The sequence below is a fragment of the Bacillus sp. AC266 genome, assembly GCF_979253805.1.
In genome coordinates, this window is the sequence record NZ_CEEDEC010000001.1 from 444,632 (window position 1) to 463,598 (window position 18,967).

Below are 18,967 nucleotides of genomic sequence, written 5' to 3' on the forward strand. Positions count from 1 at the left end.
TATATTAATTGACATATCAACTATTGATACATCAAATGTTTTTGTTTTGCATGTAAAGGAGGGGTAATTTGACAAGTTCATGCTCAAAAGAAGCAATAATTTTATATAAATTACACTTTCTAAATAAAGAAGTAAGTTCGAAGTTTGAAGGGTGTACGGGTATGAGTCAATCTAGACTAGAGCTTATACTTCAGTTATATGAAGTAGATGAAATTAGTCAAAAAGCACTTCAGCAAGAAGTGAATATTGATAATGCCGCGATTACGAGGCATTTAAAACAGCTGGAAGCAAACGGAATGATTACAAGACGTAAAAATCCAGATGATAACAGAATTACGTTAGTTTCTCTTACAGAAGAGGGGCGAAATAAAATTCAAGTGTATCAAGAGGAAAAAGAGCGTTTCGCTACTTCAGCATTTAAAGGATTAAGTGAAGAAGAACGCGACAATCTTTTAACGATGTTAGACCGCATTCAAGAAAATATAAAAGAACTTTAAAAAAGGGAGAATACAACTATGACTAACTCAGTAAAAACAAATGATTTTAACGAAATTTTAACAGGACGCCGTTCAATCCGTAAGTACGATTCTTCAGTGAAAATTAGCAAAGAAGAAATGACTGAAATTCTTACAGAAGCAACACTTGCACCATCTTCAGTAAACATGCAACCATGGAGATTCCTTGTTATTGAAAGTGACGAAGCAAAAGCAACACTGGCTCCACTTGCGAAATTCAATCAATCTCAAGTAGAAACATCTTCAGCGATGATTGCTGTATTTGGTGACTTAAACAACTTTGATAACGCAGAAGAAATTTACGGTACAGCAGTAGAGCGCGGACTTATGCCAGCTGAAGTAAAAGAAGATCAAATGAAAAAACTTTCAGGTTACTTCTCAATGGTTACACCAGAAGTAATGAAAGATACTGTACTAATTGACGGTGGTCTTGTAGCGATGCAATTTATGTTAGCAGCACGTGCTCACGGCTATGATACTTGCCCAATTGGTGGATTTGAAAAAGACCAAATCGCAGAAGCTTTCGGATTAGACAAAGAGCGTCACGTACCAGTTATGTTAATTTCAATCGGAAAAGCTGCTGACAGTGGTTATCCATCAGTACGTCTTCCAATTGAAAAAGTTGCTGAGTGGAAGTAATTTTATAACAAAACAGAAATAAGTGAGATATGAGAGGGGAAACACCATGATTATTATTCACGCAATATTTCAAGTAGATCCAGCAAAACAACAATCATTTTTAGAAGAAATTCAGCCACTACTTCATGGTTCAAGAGAAGAAAGTGGAAATGTATCTTACGATTTATATAAAGATACTGAAAAAGAAAGTGTTTATACGATGGTAGAAGTATGGAAAGATGAAGCAGCAGTTGCGAGTCATAATACGAGTGAACACTTTACATCTTTCGTTAGTAAAGCATCACAGTTTTTAACTGCTCCGCTTGATATAAAGGTTTATAGCGGTGAACTAGTAAAATAATATGGTTATAGAAGATGACTTTGGCCTATGCTGAGGTCATCTTTTTTATTTACTTATATTTAATTGCATGTTAATGTATACTTAATTTTTTAATATCTCTACCAATGGAAAAAGAATATACAAGCTATATGGAACTCTTTGTAGAGTATTGCTTCTTTAATTGTTCATGAGTATATCTTTGTTTTATTAATATAGAATGAAAAAAGGATACGTTAGAGCTAAACGATTAATGGGTAGCATGTTAATAAAAAATTACATGAGTTTAGTAAAAACTTATAATTTATTTTTAAGGGTGTGAAAATATAATGAAACCGGTATTGAAAAGCATACTTATTTCCTTTGCTTTTTCTGCAGTAGGGATGTGTTGGCTTCTGTTCATATTATTTAGAGGAGGCGGAGACTGGTTATTGTCTTGGATAGGTGTATTAATGGTATATTTATCTTTATACACTTTAATAGATTTATATTGTAAAAATACATACGAAAAAACATTAAATATAGTGCTTATAAAATCAACAGTTACTACCTTTAGTTTTGGAGTATTAGGAATCATATTTGGTATAATACACGAGCTATTAACACCATGGAGTCTCAGTTTAATGGTTTGGTATTGGTTGCTAACTCTACTTTTATTTTTAACGACCATAATATTATTAGTTAGTTTAGTATTTGTAAATCGTAAAGATCAAAATTTCCCCGGGGTATATAGATTACTTATACTTCTAAATTTACTTCTTACGTTAGGACCAGTATTGTGGCCACTATTTCTTACTATTATTGGAAATGGCATGAACGCTAGTGCAGGATGGTAAAAGTGAATGAAATAAAAAGTTGATATAGGGTTTTAAGTATGTAAGTGAACGTGTTCTGATAAATTGAAAACACGTTCTTTTTTATTGTTAATCTTAATATGAACTCCTTAAATTTATAAGATAATTCGATTGAGAAAAAGATATGTTACTGGAACAAACATATATGTACCTTTGAAACGAACACAATTAATGAAGCATCTTAAAAATAATAAAGACGAGGTGAAATGAAAATAAGGGCAGTTAAGTGGCTGTCCTTATTTTATATGCCCTTTTTATTTTCATGCATAGCTCTTTCTCAGTTTATCGTATCAAAATTTGAACGTAAGTATTTCGTAAGGAATGGATAAGAAAAAAGAGAGTTTTATCATATAGGATTAAAGTATAACTTGAATTAATCTTATATTAATAGAGGAGAGGGAGCCTTATGAAAAAATGTAATTCAATTAAGTTAGCAAGTTTGGCAGTTTTATTAGCGGGTACTACTCTATTCACACCAGGTTTTACTGTGAAAGCAGAGTCTGTTCAAAATTTATCTAGTCCGTCACAATCACATGATCAAAAGAATCGGAATGGTTGGAAACAAGTAATGCAGGAAACAGTACAGCTTGGAACCCCAGGAATATTAGCGAAGACGTCTAACAATGGAAAGATTAGTAGTTATACTGCTGGCGTCGCGGATTTAAATACAAAGAAAACAATGAAATCGGATTATCGTTTTCGGATTGGGAGTGTAACGAAGACTTTTACCGCTACGACTGTTCTTCAATTAGTAGGAGAAAATCGCGTGCAACTTGACGATCCAATTGAAAAGTGGCTACCGGGTCTCATTCAAGGAAATGGGTATGATGGCAATCAAATTACGATACGTCAACTTTTGAATCATACGAGTGGTATAGCTGAATATTTAAAGTCAAAAGACGCTGACATAATGAATTCGAGAAAAACGTATACAGCAGAAGAAATAGTGAAAATAGGACTTTCTCTACCTCCAGATTTTTCACCAGGTAAGGGATGGCTGTATTCAAACACAGGATACGTAATATTGGGAATGCTTATTGAAAAAATAACTGGAAATAGTTATGCGGAAGAAATTGAAAAGCGAATTATTGAACCTTTGGATCTGTCAAATACGTTTTTACCAGGGAATTCACCCGTTATTCCAGGAAAGGATCATGCTCGTGGGTATATGAAAATAGACGAAACAAGTGAATTGAAAGACATGACGTATTATAATCCGAGTTTAGCTAATTCAGCTGGAGATATGATTTCTAATGCGGACGATCTAAATAAATTCTTTTCATTTTTACTTGGTGGTAAGTTACTGAAAGAACGTGAGCTAAAAGAAATGCTTACTACAGTTCCTATAGAAGGAAAAGGTGTTGGTGATGGATATGGCCTTGGGATCTATGAGACTAAACTACCAAATGGTATTTCAGTTTGGGGTCACGGAGGGGCAATTCCTGGATTTACAACTTTTGTTGGCGGAGTAATGGGAGGCAAACATACATTAGCTGTCAATATTAACTCTTTAGGTGCGATGGATGTTGTTACACAGTTTAATAAAATGATGCAAATTGAATTTAATAAATAGATGAAAAGAAAGCGAATGGGATCCTGCTTTAGTTGTAAATAAAAGAGATGCTTTTTAATTTCGCAAATAAGGACAGTATTAGCATTCATGGTATGGCAGCAATCAAGTATATGTAATAAATACGGATACAAGTGTAATTCAATCTTATAGTTTAGTATAAAAAAGATGTCAGTTGTATGACATCTTTTTTATTTTGGATCAAAGAGATATATTGTGAATTTTGAAAATTGTTATTTTTACAATCATTCCATATAATAAAGGGTATAGGGGATATACAGGGGAGTTATGAATGGAGAATACTTTAGTTAGTTAATTATTTTTGTTTTAATAAATAAAAGTAAATTGATGTGGAGTGAAATACATTGGGACAAAATCAGTTTAGATGGAGTAACACACAATTACGAGAACATGTTGAAGTAATAGATGGAACAAGAAGCCCGCACATTTTATTCAAGAATGCAACATATTTAAATTCCTATATGCGCGAGTGGGTGCAAGCAAATATTTGGATCTATGATGACCGCATTATATATGTAGGAGAAAAACTGCCAGAGCAACTACACGAATGTGAAGTCGTTGATTGTAATGGAAAGTATGTAGTTCCTAGTTACATAGAACCGCATGCACATCCATATCAATTATATAATCCAGAGACGTTAGCGAATTATGCGATGCAATTTGGGACAACGACTTTCATTAATGATAATTTAACTTTATTTTTCACATTACAACGTGAAGTAGCATTTCGTTTATTAGATGAATTTGAAAAGATTCCAGCAAGTATGTATTGGTGGTGCCGTTTTGATGGACAAACTGAGCTGCAAAATGGTGAATCTTTATTTAATAGTGAAGAAATAATAGAGTGGCTAAAGCATGAAGCGGTTCTTCAAGGCGGCGAGTTAACAGCATGGCCAAAACTATTAAATGGCGATGATGAGATGTTAAATTGGGTACAGGAAACAAAGCGCTTACAGAAAAAAGTAGAAGGTCATTTTCCCGGTGCGTCTGAATCAACGTTAGCGAAGTTAAAGTTACTAGGTACTGATTGCGATCATGAAGCGATGACAGGACAGGAAGCATTAACACGCCTTATGCAAGGTTACACCGTTACTCTTAGGAACTCTTCTATCCGTCCAGATTTAGAAGTTTTACTGAAAGAATTGCTGGAATTAGGTGTCAAGCAATTTGATAGATTCATGTTCACAACAGATGGTTCACATCCGTCATTTTATGAAAACGGAATGACGAATAGGATGATAGAAATCGCGATAAAGCAAGGAATACCAGTAATTGATGCCTATAATATGGCAAGCTATAACATTGCTTGTTATTATAATATGGAGCATTTACACGGCGCGATCGCGACAGGAAGAATTGCAAATATTAATATTTTGGAAAGTAAAGAAAATCCGATTCCAATAAGTGTAATTGCAAAGGGGAAATGGATGAAGCGTGACGGAATAAACAAAAAGGCATCATTACATATAGACTGGAGTAAATTCAAAGTAACTCCATTATCATTAGACTGGTCTTTAAAGAAAGAAGATATGATTTTTTCGGAAACAACAGGTATAAAATTATTAAATGATGTTATTTCAAAACCATATGTAACTGAAATCGACTTAAACGGTGAGGAACTTTCTCTAGATCATGATGAGTGTTTCCTTATGATGATTGCTCGTGATGGCACTTGGCGAGTGAATACAGTTGTGAAAGGTTTTGCGAATGGATTAGGAGGTCTTGCTAGCTCTTATTCCGGTACAGGTGACATCATTCTTATTGGAAAAAGGAAAGAAGATATGCTTACAGCTTTTCATAGAGTAAAAGAGCTTGGCGGGGGAATGGTAATAGCGGAAAGAAATGAAGTGTTACACGAAATTGCATTACCATTGCTCGGGATTATGTCTAATTTGAAAATGAGTGAATTAATACAGAAAGAGAAAAAAATGGTGGAATTACTACAAGAGCGAGGGTACACCTATAATGATCCAGCATTTACGATTTTATTCTTTTCTGCGACGCACTTGCCTTTTATACGGGTAACACCTATAGGATTATATGATGTGAAAAGTAGTAAGGTACTTGCTACGCCGATTAAATGTTAAATATAAATCCCCTATAAAAATCAATTTTATAGGGGATTTATTATTTTCAGTATAAGAATAGAATCACCTCAAAAACAAATAATATAGTATCTAAATCATTTGAGGTGATACTTAAATATGAAAAAACTATTGTATGTTTTAAGTGTATTTATTTTGTGCGTATCTATACAGCATGTGGTACATTCTCAGTCAAATGCACCAAGGTTATCTTCAGATTGTCTGGAAGAAAGTAAAATTCGTGATGAAAAGTATGTGAAAAACATTATGAATGACATTATATCTACATTTGATTTAAAGATTGATGAAAATAGTTTTTTGGAAGTTAGTAAAAGAGACCTAGAGGCTGCGCATTTGATGTATGGCGGAAGGGAAAATGATTCTTATTATAATTCGCTAACTAAAGTTTATGATAGTGGTGGATATAGGGGAGAGCCTAGATTATTTGTGAAGGCGCAAGAAGCATTTTTACTTTATAAAGAAATAGACGATACTAATGTAATGAAACGCCTAAACCTTGAAAAAGGGGAATGGATTGTTACCGAAACGAAAAAGAAGCAAGGGAAAATCGTGGAATACAGACCATTACAATGTGAAAAAGATTATCTGAAAAAGAGAAATGAATACCATAATATAAAATGATGTAACGAAAATCTTGAATGGGAAAGTTTTCGTAAATAAATGTAAATTAATCGGTAGAAATCACTAGTAAGTTCGCCATAAAAAAACGTCATTTTAATCATTAAAAATGACGTTTTTTTATATTCTTAAAACCTTTGCATCACACTCTCAATCCTCTTTTCCAAATCAGCTGACACTTCATGGAAATACCCCATAACTATTTTTCTAATATCTTCGGATAAAACTTTCAAATCATTAGCTAAATTTTCAGCGAGATGTTCTTTTTCAATATGTGATAATTTAGCATAAAATTCACCAGGCTGCCCAAAGTCGTCTTTCTTAGTTATAGAAGCTCTTTCAAGTTTTCCTTCAACGTATCTTCCGTCACCGCTAGTTGCTTGATTAGCAGGTGTCCAATCTTGCTGTTGGTTGATCGCTATTTTACGAAATTCAGGTCCAATTCTTCTTCTTTGAGAATCACTATAAATGTTAGCACGACCTTGTAGCATTTTATCATCTGATAGTTCTGCACCGTCTAGTAAATTAGAAGGGGAGAAAGCGACTTTTTCTACTTGTTCTTTATAGTTTTCAGGATTTTTATTTAATACCATTTTGCCTACTGGTATAAGAGGATACTCCTTTTCATCCCATACTTTTGTATCATCTAAAGGGTCATAAGAAAGGTGTGTTTCATCTTTAGGATCCATGAGCTGGACATATAAACCATATTCCACTGCTTTACCAGCCTCAATTGTATCGTATAAATCTTTCCCGCTATAATCAGGATTTTCGGCGGCCAGTTTATTTGCTTCCTCACTAGTAATGAATTGTACACCTTCAAATGGATACCAATGATACTTTACATACTTTCGATAACCTTGAGCATTTCTCCAAACATATGTATTTACACTATGTCCTGGGATGTGGCGAAGACTTTTTGCCGTACCAGCATCAGAGTATAAACGGACAACAAAGTGAATGGATTCGGGTGCTCTAGCAACAAAATCCCAAAATCTATCAGGGTCTATTAAGTTATTTTTAGGTGAAGGCAATAACGCATTAATAGTTTCAGGGAAACGCATCGGATCACGAACAGAAAAGACAGGAAGGTGATTACATAAAAGATCAAATACGCCTTCTTTTGTATAAAATTTTGTAGCAAAACCCCGTACATTTCTAGAAGTATCAGGTGTTCCTTTCGTACTAACAGCTAATGAAAATCGAACCATAACAGGAACTTTCTCATTTGAATTTTGTAAAAAGCTTAGTTTTGTATGTTCAGACATAGGATATATCGTTTGAAAATAACCGAATGCACCAAATCCTTTTGCATGAACAGGTCTTTCTAAAATTTTTTCGTGAATAAATTCTTGTAACGCCTCGTGCAGTACATTATCTTGTTTTAAAATAGGTCCACGTGAACCAACTGTTTGAGAGTGAAGTATAGCTTGTTCATTACGTTCTCCATTTTCATTAAAGCCTTTCCCTAGTAAAGATTGTCCCTGTTTATCATAGTTTTCATCCATCGATATAGCCTCCAAATCTTTTTTTCCATTGTTACTAAATATGATTTTATAGCCTTGATTATGTATGACACGCAAAGTTCAAAATAGTAACAGACCGCTAGATGAAAAAAACGTGTATGTAGTGGACCTGTTGAAATAGAAGAAATTATGGAAAAATGAATATCGGGAAGAAAATTACTATTAAAATTACAATCTTAAAAATGAATTTATACATGACTTTATAGAGAATAAACATAAAAAAAACAGGGAAAATAACTAGGAGGAATTTAAAATGTCGGATTGGTTTCAATTAGATAAAGAATATATGATGCCTACGTATTGTCGTACGAAGGTTGCAATAGAAAGAGGAGAAGGGTGCAAGCTTTATGATGTGGATGGTAAAGAGTATGTAGATTTATTTTCTGGTGTCGGAGTGAACGTATTAGGGTATAATCACCCGAAAATCGTGCAAACGACAATGGAACAAGTTACGAAATCTCTGCATCTCCCATTTCATTTTTTAAACCCAGTTGCGATTGAGTATGCAAAGAAATTAGTTGATTGCTCTTTAAAAAATGGAAAAGTCTTTTTTACAAACTCTGGTACGGAAGCGACAGAAACAACGTTGAAATTAATTGATAAATATAGAGTGAATACGCATGAGGAACGTGAAGGAATCGTAGTGCTGAAGAATAGCTTCCACGGGCGTACGTTAGGGACACTTCATTTTACGAGACAAGAAAGTGTATATCAAAATTTCCCTAAAACATCGATTCCAGTATATGAAGTAGAGCGCGAGAATATAGAGCAATTAGAAGAAACAATTGTTAAAGAAAATCCAATTGCGATTATGCTAGAGCCTGTATTAGGTAGCGGGGGGATATACCCTTTATCGGGTGAATATTTACATGGTGTTCAAAACTTATGTGATAAATATAATGTCATTCTTATCGTTGATGAAGTTCAAAGTGGTATGGGGAGAACTGGTAAACTATTTGCTTATCAAAATTTCAATATTACACCGGATATTATTCAAATTGGTAAGGGAGCAGGAGGCGGGATACCGCTTGGCGGAATTATTGTAGGTGAAAAGTTATGTGATGTATTTGCACCAGGAGATCACGGCACAACGTTTGCTCATTCTTCAATGGGAACGGCTTTAGGGTTAACGGTTTTAAATACATTGATTGACGATGGTTTAATGCAAGAAGCGTATGAAACATCACACTATCTAAATGATAAATTGCAAGAAATTCAGAAAGAAAATTCTTATTATATTCAGGAAGTACGTCATGCTGGAATGATGTTTGGAATTAGTTTGAATGATAAGAAAGAAAATGTTAAGAAATTACAGGTGGAGCTAATGGAGAAAGGAATGTTAGTTGATGTTACACAAGGGAACATCATCCGTTTACTTCCTCCATATATAATTACTAAAGAAGAAATTGATGCATTTATTTATGAGTTTATCTCCTGTATTCATAGCTTATCAGCTATAGCGAGTGTTTAAAAAACTTTATAAAAAAGTACCTTATTTTTAATTCAAATAAGAAGAAAATAGGGGTGGAAAAAATAAATTTACATATTAAAATAAAAAGCTGAAAAAGGTACTCGTATAGCGCCTTCTTCAGCTTTTTAAAATAGTAAATTACTTAATCTAGGAAGCATCTCGTTGGACAAATAATTAATTATGTGAAACAATAATAACAGATAAGGAGACGTTGCTTTTCCTTAAGTGCTTCGTATTGAATTTATTCTAGTAAGAGAAGGTGTGCTTAAAGAAGTTAAATTAAATAAGGGGCTGTTTTACTATATGCAACAAAATAATGATTTAAATTTTGAACCTCAAGACGTTAATATTGTCAATTCTAAACAAGCGAAAAAAGCAGTTATTGCTACTGGCATTGGGAATGCAATGGAGTGGTTTGACTTTGGATTATACGCGTATTTAGCGGTAATATTAAGTCAATTATTCTTCTCAGGTGTGGATAATAGTGGTTTGCAACTTGTACTAACATTTGGTACATTTGCGGCGGCCTTTCTCGTTCGACCAATCGGAGGTATTTTCTTTGGTAGAATAGGAGATAAATACGGCCGAAAGATTGTTTTAAGTACAACTATTATTTTAATGGCACTTTCTACATTATTCATCGCATTACTACCAACCTATGAACAAATTGGTGTATGGGCACCAATACTACTTTTAATTGCTCGAATGATTCAAGGCTTCTCTACAGGCGGCGAATATTCAGGAGCAATGGTTTATATCGCAGAATCTTCTCCAGATAAAAAGCGTGGTATACTCGGTAGTGGTCTTGAAATTGGAACACTCTCAGGTTACATTGCTGCCTCGGTAATTGTTACCATTTTGACGTTATTATTAACAGATGAGCAAATGCTCAGCTGGGGATGGCGTATTCCTTTCTTAATTGCTGCACCAATTGGTTTGGTCGGTTTATATTTACGACGTCATTTAGATGAATCTCCAATCTTTCAAGAGATGGAAAAAGCACAAGAGGAATCTGAAGACAACGAACAATTTTCATTTATGGATATATTAAAATATCACAAAAAAGACTTCTTATTAAGCACAGTAATTGTTGCCTTCTTTAACATTACAAACTATATGATCCTTTCGTATATTCCTTCTTATTTAACACAAGTACTAAAAGTCAAAGAAACAACGGGCTTATTAATTATTTCAATTACGATGGCACTTATGATTCCACTGGCACTTTATTTCGGTAAATTAAGTGATAAAGTAGGTAATAAACGCGTAGTACAAATTGGCTTACTTGGTTTAGCATTATGTTCAATTCCAGCATTTTTATTAATTGGTAACGGACATATTGTAGCCATGTTTGCGGGTATTTTCATTTTAGGTTTCTTCCTTAGTGTATATGAAGGAACATTGCCTTCGTTATTACCAGCACTCTTTTTCACCGATGTACGTTATCGTGCGCTTTCTATCTCCTTTAATATTTCTGTATCTATATTCGGTGGTACAACACCGCTCGTATGTTCATACTTAGTTCATGCTACTGGTAATCCACTGGCACCAGCATTTTATTTAACAGGTGTAAGTGTAATTGGATTAATTGTGTTTAGTGTACTGTTTGTCACAACCTCAGGACGTGCACTAAAAGGTTCTTATCCTACTGTAGAATCGAAAAAAGAAGCACATCAAATTGCTAAAGAGGATCCTGAAGAAACACTTTGGTGGCATGAAGAATCTTTAGAAATTGAAGCAGGAAAAAAAGCATAATTTGTGAAAAGCAACGTGGACTTTTACACAAAAAGACTCCTAGTTTAATAGGAGTCTTTTTGTGTACATCATTTTCTCTTCTTCTTCAAACTCTTCTGATACGCATAAAGCTTATGAACCTCTTCCTTAAATTCATGCAGAAGTACAGTGTTTTCACCATTTGAATAACGCACTGCATTATACGCGTCTATAATAATATGACTCTGAATATTTACCTCTTCTTCATCATTAATTCTTTCTAGCCAAGCTTCAACAGTTTCTCCTCGTTCTCGGTTTAAAGGAGGAGATAGCTTGCTCTCGAGTTTGAAAATTTCTTTCCGAATTTCGTTATTTGGTGGTTTATTTCGTTTGAAGCGTTTTTGGCTAATGCCTTCTTTATCAGTAATGATTGTAGATTCAAAGACAGGCATATTTGGTAAACTTAAATGTTTTCGTTTTTTTACTATTTTCCAAACGACGTAAATAGCGATGGCTGTACAGGCTATTATTGTAATGCTATTTATGAGAGTTGGATCAAAAGGACGCTGCCCCAATTCCTCTTTAATTTGAGGATCTTTTAAATTTCCTTTATTCGACCAAAAGTCGTCTGTATCTTTTAATGCAGCTGCCGAGAACAATGGATTTAAAGCATAACCAAATCCTAAGGCAACTACTTGTATGATATAAGAAAAAAGAAGCCGAATATAAGGAAATACCGGAATAAGTAAAGCGCTAATTATTCCAATCGTAATAATAGAAGTGAAACGTAATAGCTGTTGATTACGATTGGAACCTGTTAACCAAAATGTAATCATAATGTGTAAAGTTAATAGTAACAATTTCCACAATGGCGGAAAGGGGGCATAAAATATAGCTGAAACGACAAACCATACAATACCGCCTAACGATTTTTGTACTGGATATCCCGGTCCAACAGAGTGTACGATAAAGAAAAACAGTGGTAATAATATTGTGCCTAAAATAGAGAAAGGTAGAAATAAAGAACAACCGATTATTTGAATAACTAACAGTAGTACAAAACCTGTTGTTTTTTTATTCATAAATTTATGAATAAAAAATACTCCTACATAACCGGTCACTAAAAATATAGCAATACCAACTAGTTCGTCCCTTTCTGTTAATAACGAAAGGAGGAGGAGCAGAATAAAGTCATTAACGTGATAGAGCCAAGTTTTCAAGCTTTTCCACCATCCCTTCATTATTAATGAGGAACGTAGGCTGAGATAGAAGAGGGAGCTCCTTTTTCTGCAAACCAATGTATATCATTGTAGATGAGCGTTCCCTTTTTCTCGTTACATAATGAAGAAATCCTTGTTTCGGAAGTAGCGTACTATCATCTGAAATACGTGCTAATTCTTCTAACGCTTTGGCGTAATGTGTTTGTCCTTCGTTTAATGGTAAATGCAATGCACCAGTTTCTGCTAAAACACTAATAAATAACTCAAAAGGAATTTGATGCTTCGCTGCATATTGACAAATGTACGTTGTAAATGAAATAAGGTCTTCTATATTTTCTTTCCAGCCGAATCCGCGATCAGCAGCTAAAGAAAGACAAATCGTCCAACTATAATTTTTTACTGGTTCATATTGCTTCGCTTGTAACGCCTGCATTTTAGCGGATGCTTTCCAATGGATAGAGCGGAAAGATTCGCGTTCATATCGTTTAACACCGATAATGGATGTTTCATCATTGTAAAAAGAGAAATTCGTTCGATACGAACCTGTTAATAGTTGCTGGAGTTCTTGTAAACCGGCTACTTCTTTAGGAGTAGGGTATACAATAATTTCAGTCTTTAATTTATCAAAAACAGGTAAATGTACAGTTAATAAATGAAAAGGGTCTTTTAAAACACATTCAAATTGTTCAATTTGAAAGACACCACGCTTCGTTGCGGTTAATGTTAAATCCCATTTTTGTGCCGAATGAGCAGGTTGTGAAAATGGGAAAGAAAATAACGTTTTTGATATTTGTTCAATCCCTTGATCTTTATGTGGTATAAGGGAAGAATCTAAATGAAAATAACAAACACCATTAACGAGTGGTATATTTGCCCCATTTTTTAAATGAATAAAAAACTGTCCAGATTCATCAGGGAAAAGCCGAGTTGTTTGTTTCTCGTTTATTACTTGAAACTTTTTCTCTATGTAAGCGACATATTTATAAATAAAAATCGCAAATAAATAGTAGAAGAAAAAGAGAAACATAATAATTCGTTGCGGCAGAAAAAACGTAAATAGTATAGCGCCTGGCACAGTTAATTGAATAATATGGAGCTGAAAAAATAAAGGTACAGTTACAACGCGCTGTCCATTCATGCTTGTTCAATCTCCACAGGTACGTCTACTTCTTTTAAAATCCTTTGCATTAATTCATTTTTTGTCGTACGTAAAGCTCCTTCCATTGACAAGACGATACGGTGATTCCAAACAGAAGGAACTAAAAATTGTATATCTTCAGGCGTGCAATATTCTCTCCCGCGTAAAAAGGCTAATGCTTGAACGGCACGTACTAAAGCTAATGTAGCACGCGGGCTTACACCGTTAGCAATGTAATCATGATTTCTTGTAGCGTGAGCAAGCTTAATAATGTAATGTTCTAACGGTTCTGATACGAAAATTTCTTTCACTTGTTTCTGTGCTTCTAAAATGTCTTCTAAAGAAATGACAGATGTGACGCTTTCTAACGGTGCATTGTTACGAAAACGGCGCATCATTTTTAATTCATCTTCAGGAGATGGATAACCAATTGAAATCGTCATTAAAAAACGATCCAGTTGTGCATCTGGAAGCGGGAAAGTTCCTTGTGATTCAATCGGGTTTTGCGTCGCAATAACAAAGAATGGTTTCGGAAGAGGAGTAGACTGCTTTTCAAGCGTTACTTGTCGTTCTTCCATCGCTTCTAACAAACTAGATTGTGTTCTCGGCATCGCGCGGTTAATTTCATCTGCGAGTAGTATATTTGTCATAACTGGTCCAAGTCTTAATTCGAATTCACTAGTTTTTGGATTGAAATATTCAATACCTGTTACATCACTCGGAAGTACATCAGGGGTAAATTGAACGCGAGAAAAATTACCACCAATGCTTTTAGAAATTGTTTTTGCTAGTAATGTTTTTCCAGTACCAGGTACGTCTTCAAGCAGTACATGTCCATCAGCAAGTAATGAAACGAGGAGTAAATCAATTACATTTTCCTTACCGACAAAAACAGATCCTATGTTTTCTTTCAATTTAGTTATCATATGTATCATTCCTTTCAAAATAAAAGCGGATATTTCTATATTTTAACAAATTATTCAGAAAATTGATATGATTTTTTAATTTGAAGAAATGGATATTTAATTTTAAAATTCCGCTTGCATATTTTGGAATATGATTATACAATATCGGTATACGATATATCGAATGTCGATATATCGCGAAACGATGTATCGGAGGTAGTTATAATGAATGGGAAAGCGCAAAAATACATTCCATTAACTGAGGCGACATATTACATATTGTTGTCACTTGTAAAGCCAATGCATGGTTATGGAATTATGCAAATGGTAGAAGAGATGACAAATGGGGAAGTAAAGCTCGGTCCTGGTACTTTATATGGGAATACTACGAAGTTATTAAAAGAGAAATTGATTGTTGAGGTTGCCTCTACAGACAGAAAGAAGTGCTATGAGTTAACACCGTTTGGGAGAGAAGTGTTAGAGCTAGAGTATAACAGGTTACAGAGATCTGTAAGAAATGGAAACAGTATATTAGGGGAGTGAATGGAAGATGGAGACAAAGAAAGTATTTAAATTTTTTACGGCATGGAATTTAGAAAAAGAAGAAGTTTTTTTACGAAAGATGCATCAGCAAGGCTGGGCGTTACAAAAATATAATATGATGTATACGTTTAAGAAAACCGAGCCGAAAGATGTAATATATAAAGCGGATTTTAGATTGGTTTATAGAGATTCAAAAGAAAAACAACAAGAGTACTTCGAAATATATGAAATGTCTGGTTGGAAACGCGTAACGAGTTTTACAAGATGGAATTATTTTTGTAAAGAAGTAGAAGAGGAAAATGAGTTACCTGACATATATTCAGAGAAGGACACGAAGGTGCAAAAAATGAAGGAGTTATTACAATTTTTTGCATTTATTTCAATAGCTATGTTACCGTTAATGTTTAACACATTTTTAAATTCAACAGAATCAATAGTGCCAATGTGGGCGAAAGTTATGATGGGGCTTGTTAGTTGTATGTATGTTTATTTCTTTATAAGGATCTCTTGGAAAATTAAGAAATTGAAAAGCGAAATATTATAATAAAGAGTGGATTTTAAAAGAAGATGATTTCGTAGATATTATACGGGAATCATCTTCTTTCATTTCTATGTAATTTTATTTTGTTGACTCTTTTTTACATAATAAAAGACTGTATATTTAAGGCATAGAACTAACAGTTACAAAGATAATACTAGTAATAATACCTAAAAAAGTCATAAATGATGAAGAAACGATTAATAATAATGAACTACTGATTAATACTATTTTATTAGAGTTTTGATGTTTAAAGTGGTAATAAAGTAAAAAGCCGCAAACAGTAGAAACAATCCATATAGCTAGACCGTAAGGAGTTGTTATCTTCTTTCAATCGAAAATCCAAAAGTAGAGTATGATCATGTGGCAAACTAATCTCTTATGTAAATATTACAAGAAGAGTATGGAGTTTAAAATATAATAAGGAAGAAATACGTTTTGTACTACCTCATTAAAAGGAAAAATCCCTTAAAGAAAAATCTATTTCTATAAGGGATAGTAATGATTTTATGAGAAAGACTGATTTTGCGCAGGTTTTATAAATTGCTCTGGGTTTTCAACAAGCCCGCATACAGCACATTGGACGCGGTAAGTAGGTCCTTGATAAGCCATATGAAAAGCGTTCATCGTTTCATTTGTGTATTCTTCTTCTACTTGACCAGTTTGCGGATTTAATTTTACTGGTTTTACTTGTTGCTCGAGAATATTAAAGCGCGTTCGGTTCGTTTTACAGCTTGGACATAGCATTGGTTCCATATGTATACACCTCCATTTGTAGCATTTCTTAAGCGGTATGATTTTATGCAAGTAAAAAAACTTTCTCAATATAAATAGGTGTTTATTATATTTAAAATTCAGAAAAAATAAAATATAATAAATGTAAGAACTGGTTATGTCCAAACCAAATCTCCTGTTTTATGCCAATAAGCTGGGGGGCCGAGAAATCGGCCTCATTTTTTTGTGCTCATCTCAATAAGGTACAAGGTTTTTAAAAACATTTGTCGAATTTTTAGAGGTGAAGGTTAAGGGGGAATAATTATGAACTTAAAAATGAAATACATTATTTTATATGTAGAAAAGTTTGAGCAATGTCTTCAGTTTTATAAAGAAATTTTAAGATTGCCAATAAGAGCAGAGCACGGTACATATATTGAATTTGAAACAGGAGCAACAATTTTAGCGATGAATACACGAGAGGATGTTAAGGAGTTAACGGGACTACCTCTTACAGAAGGTGTACTACAATCTTCCCATTTTGAGTTAGGGTTTGTTGTAGAGGATGTAAAGGAAACGATTGAGAAATTAAAAGAACAAGGGGTTAAAGTTCTAGTTGAGCCAATCATAAAACCGTGGGGACAAACAATTGCTTACATTGCCGATCCAGACGGTAATTATATTGAAATTTGTAGTTCATTAGAATAGAAGGAGAAAAAGAGGATGGGGTTTCCAAAATTAGAAACAGAACGTTTACTATTAAGAGAACTTACACTATTAGATGCAGAAGCGATGTTCCATTATTTTTCAAAAGAATCCGTTATTCGTTATTTCGGAATGGACTCTTTCGAAAATATTGAGCAAGCGAAAACGACTATTCAAACGTTTAGAAAGCGTAATGAAGAGGGAAGCGTATTTCGCTGGGGAATAGAGAAGAAAGGCACGGATCAATTAATTGGTACGTGTGGGTTTCATTTAATTAACAAGCATCATAAACGAGCTGAAATTGGTTATGAGCTAGATGATACATATTGGGGACAAGGATACGCAACCGAAGCACTGCAAGCAATGTTAGCTTACGGATTTGAAACGTTGCATTTTATAAGAATTGCAGCTGTCGTATATATAGAAAATGAAGCTTCCCGTAATTTATTAAAAAAATCCGGATTTCAAGAAGAAGGATTACTTCGAAAATATATGATTCAAAATGATGTTGCTCATGACACGGTCGTTTATTCATTATTAAAAGAAGATTGGCAAAAGTAATGAGCACAAATGAGATAATGAAGGTTATTAAGGACCATAAAGATGAGCGATTTATATTAGGTATAGACGGACTAAGTCGTTCGGGTAAAACAACGTTGGTTAAAAAATTAGAAGAAAATATGAAACGAAATGGAATCCCGTTTCATATTTTTCATATTGATGATCACATAACCGAGCGTAACAAGCGATATAATACTGGATTTGCAGAGTGGTATGAGTATTACAACTTTCAATGGGATATCGATTGCTTGCAGCAAAACTTATTTCAAAAGTTACAAAGTGACATGCAATTAGAGTTGCCATACTATCATGATGAAACAGACTCATGTGAAATGAAAGAAATACAGCTTCCTTTAGTAGGTGTAATAATTGTAGAAGGAGTTTTTCTTCAACGAAAAGAATGGAGAGATTTCTTTCATTATATGGTGTATTTGGATTGTTCAAGAGAGACAAGGTTTCTACGTGAAAGTCCGGAAACGCAGAAGAACATTCCAAAGTTTCAAAGTAGGTATTGGAAGGCTGAGGAGTATTATTTGGAAGTGGAATTGCCGAGGGAGAGAGCGGATTTAGTAATTACAAAATGAAGCTAAGTATCAAGAAATGCATGAAAAATTTGATAGCAAGATGAAAACCGCATTATCAGAGGGGAAAATGAAAGATCTTACGCCTGTAATGTTAAGCGATAATAAAGTTGTTTAAAAAATAATAAAGTTCTTTAATTCTTATAGAACTAACCATGCAGGTTAGCTCTATAAAAAAATTCAATTTATTACAAAGTGTAGAAAAGCATAATTTTTCAAAGGCAAAGCAAGAATGGGTATATTATGGAATGGTAGACAATAAGTTAACTGTCATCTATGTTGCCATGAAAGAGTTTAAATGGCATGAACTACAATTTGTAGGGCAGTTTATGAGTTCACAACAAAGAGAACGTTATAATATCATATTAAAATAAAAGAGGGGTAGAACATGCCATTCCATATAGGTAGTGCAAGAGCAGGTTTTACTAAGGTAAGTGGTACTAGGGGTAGGTGCATTCTATAAGTATTTAGGATATAGAGAAAACGGTAAAGATGTAATGGAACGACACGAAGCTTATGTTGAGGATATTCATGTAGAAACTGTAACGAAATACGGTAAAGTATACTGGAATACGATTGATAGTGAACTAGAATATGCAAAAAAAAAGATTAGTGAACTAGGATATACAGAAAAGGAAACTCTTAGAGATGTATTACTTAGGGCAGATAGATGTTTGAGAGACTATGGTTACGCTATAAAATAGTAGACTTTAG

At 33.9% G+C, this 18,967-nt stretch carries 20 protein-coding genes and 2 pseudogenes; 16 read left to right on the top strand and 6 right to left on the bottom strand.

The features are described from left to right. The first annotated feature begins 68 nt into the window (after positions 1-68). From AC0IXC_RS02230 to AC0IXC_RS02260, 7 genes are all read left to right on the top strand, one after another. Entirely contained in the window at positions 69-497 is a 429-nt protein-coding gene (locus tag AC0IXC_RS02230; protein WP_000204168.1) for a MarR family winged helix-turn-helix transcriptional regulator, read from the top strand. A gap of 18 nt (positions 498-515) precedes the next feature. Continuing rightward, positions 516-1,154, top strand: coding sequence for a nitroreductase family protein (locus AC0IXC_RS02235; protein WP_088292137.1), 639 nt, complete (start codon positions 516-518; stop codon positions 1,152-1,154). Positions 1,155-1,200: 46 nt separating this feature from the next. Continuing rightward, positions 1,201-1,494, top strand: a complete 294-nt coding sequence (locus AC0IXC_RS02240) for a putative quinol monooxygenase (protein WP_000583822.1) — start codon at positions 1,201-1,203, stop codon at positions 1,492-1,494. Positions 1,495-1,799: 305 nt separating this feature from the next. After that, entirely contained in the window at positions 1,800-2,306 is a 507-nt protein-coding gene (locus AC0IXC_RS02245) for a DUF3902 family protein (protein WP_471652528.1), read from the top strand. Between the two features lie 424 nt (positions 2,307-2,730). Next, entirely contained in the window at positions 2,731-3,897 is a 1,167-nt protein-coding gene (locus AC0IXC_RS02250; protein WP_471652529.1) for a serine hydrolase domain-containing protein, read from the top strand. Between the two features lie 362 nt (positions 3,898-4,259). Next, on the top strand, positions 4,260-6,002 hold the full coding sequence (locus AC0IXC_RS02255) for an adenine deaminase C-terminal domain-containing protein (protein WP_215589821.1): 1,743 nt from the start codon (positions 4,260-4,262) through the stop codon (positions 6,000-6,002). 117 nt (positions 6,003-6,119) lie between these two features. After that, positions 6,120-6,641: a hypothetical protein gene (locus tag AC0IXC_RS02260; RefSeq protein ID WP_002165535.1), complete on the top strand. Its 522-nt coding sequence runs from the start codon at positions 6,120-6,122 to the stop codon at positions 6,639-6,641. Positions 6,642-6,766: 125 nt separating this feature from the next. On the opposite strand, the gene AC0IXC_RS02265 is transcribed toward AC0IXC_RS02260, so the two are convergent. Beyond that, entirely contained in the window at positions 6,767-8,146 is a 1,380-nt protein-coding gene (locus AC0IXC_RS02265; RefSeq protein ID WP_471652530.1) for a catalase, read from the bottom strand. 271 nt (positions 8,147-8,417) lie between these two features. Between AC0IXC_RS02265 and AC0IXC_RS02270 the strand changes: the two genes are divergently transcribed. Both AC0IXC_RS02270 and AC0IXC_RS02275 read left to right on the top strand, forming a co-directional pair. Next, positions 8,418-9,635, top strand: coding sequence for an aspartate aminotransferase family protein (locus AC0IXC_RS02270; RefSeq protein WP_471652531.1), 1,218 nt, complete (start codon positions 8,418-8,420; stop codon positions 9,633-9,635). Between the two features lie 303 nt (positions 9,636-9,938). Next, positions 9,939-11,390, top strand: a complete 1,452-nt coding sequence (locus AC0IXC_RS02275; protein ID WP_012261183.1) for an MFS transporter — start codon at positions 9,939-9,941, stop codon at positions 11,388-11,390. Between the two features lie 68 nt (positions 11,391-11,458). Here AC0IXC_RS02275 and AC0IXC_RS02280 read toward each other — a convergent pair whose 3' ends face one another. Genes AC0IXC_RS02280 through AC0IXC_RS02290 form a run of 3 tightly spaced genes read right to left on the bottom strand, consistent with a single transcriptional unit; the run spans position 11,459 to position 14,632 of the window. Beyond that, positions 11,459-12,568 (bottom strand): DUF4018 domain-containing protein, encoded by a 1,110-nt coding sequence (locus tag AC0IXC_RS02280; protein WP_063218325.1) that lies wholly within the window; start codon positions 12,566-12,568, stop codon positions 11,459-11,461. Then, the gene (locus tag AC0IXC_RS02285) at positions 12,543-13,706 is read right to left on the bottom strand and encodes a DUF58 domain-containing protein (protein ID WP_215589817.1); all 1,164 of its coding nucleotides are present in this window, start codon (positions 13,704-13,706) and stop codon (positions 12,543-12,545) included. Before AC0IXC_RS02285 ends, AC0IXC_RS02280 begins: the two co-directional genes overlap by 26 nt. Continuing rightward, positions 13,703-14,632 carry an AAA family ATPase gene (locus AC0IXC_RS02290; RefSeq protein ID WP_061674891.1) on the bottom strand — a complete coding sequence of 310 codons (930 nt, stop codon included), beginning with the start codon at positions 14,630-14,632 and terminating at the stop codon, positions 13,703-13,705. The genes AC0IXC_RS02285 and AC0IXC_RS02290 overlap by 4 nt, the downstream gene beginning before the upstream one ends. A gap of 204 nt (positions 14,633-14,836) precedes the next feature. Between AC0IXC_RS02290 and AC0IXC_RS02295 the strand changes: the two genes are divergently transcribed. Both AC0IXC_RS02295 and AC0IXC_RS02300 read left to right on the top strand, forming a co-directional pair. After that, entirely contained in the window at positions 14,837-15,154 is a 318-nt protein-coding gene (locus AC0IXC_RS02295) for a PadR family transcriptional regulator (RefSeq protein WP_001013435.1), read from the top strand. 7 nt (positions 15,155-15,161) lie between these two features. Next, positions 15,162-15,698: a DUF2812 domain-containing protein gene (locus tag AC0IXC_RS02300; protein WP_002137004.1), complete on the top strand. Its 537-nt coding sequence runs from the start codon at positions 15,162-15,164 to the stop codon at positions 15,696-15,698. Between the two features lie 117 nt (positions 15,699-15,815). On the opposite strand, the pseudogene AC0IXC_RS02305 reads toward AC0IXC_RS02300, so the two are convergent. Then, positions 15,816-16,055, bottom strand: a pseudogene (locus tag AC0IXC_RS02305) (hypothetical protein). Between the two features lie 144 nt (positions 16,056-16,199). Next, positions 16,200-16,448: a hypothetical protein gene (locus tag AC0IXC_RS02310; RefSeq protein WP_000433610.1), complete on the bottom strand. Its 249-nt coding sequence runs from the start codon at positions 16,446-16,448 to the stop codon at positions 16,200-16,202. Between the two features lie 282 nt (positions 16,449-16,730). Here AC0IXC_RS02310 and AC0IXC_RS02315 point away from each other — a divergent pair, with 282 nt between their 5' ends. From AC0IXC_RS02315 to AC0IXC_RS02335, 5 genes and pseudogenes are all read left to right on the top strand, one after another. After that, positions 16,731-17,114: a VOC family protein gene (locus tag AC0IXC_RS02315; RefSeq protein WP_471652532.1), complete on the top strand. Its 384-nt coding sequence runs from the start codon at positions 16,731-16,733 to the stop codon at positions 17,112-17,114. A gap of 15 nt (positions 17,115-17,129) precedes the next feature. After that, positions 17,130-17,672: a GNAT family N-acetyltransferase gene (locus tag AC0IXC_RS02320; protein WP_002032891.1), complete on the top strand. Its 543-nt coding sequence runs from the start codon at positions 17,130-17,132 to the stop codon at positions 17,670-17,672. Then, a complete protein-coding gene (locus tag AC0IXC_RS02325) occupies positions 17,672-18,256 on the top strand; it encodes a kinase (protein ID WP_471652533.1) in 585 nt (194 codons plus the stop codon). Before AC0IXC_RS02320 ends, AC0IXC_RS02325 begins: the two co-directional genes overlap by 1 nt. Continuing rightward, positions 18,246-18,347: pseudogene (locus tag AC0IXC_RS02330) on the top strand (DUF3887 domain-containing protein); the annotation flags it as partial. The gene AC0IXC_RS02325 and the pseudogene AC0IXC_RS02330, both read left to right, overlap by 11 nt. A 340-nt stretch (positions 18,348-18,687) precedes the next feature. Next, complete coding sequence (locus tag AC0IXC_RS02335) at positions 18,688-18,957, top strand: hypothetical protein (RefSeq protein ID WP_002032885.1); 270 nt, start codon at positions 18,688-18,690, stop codon at positions 18,955-18,957. The last annotated feature ends 10 nt before the right edge of the window (positions 18,958-18,967 follow it).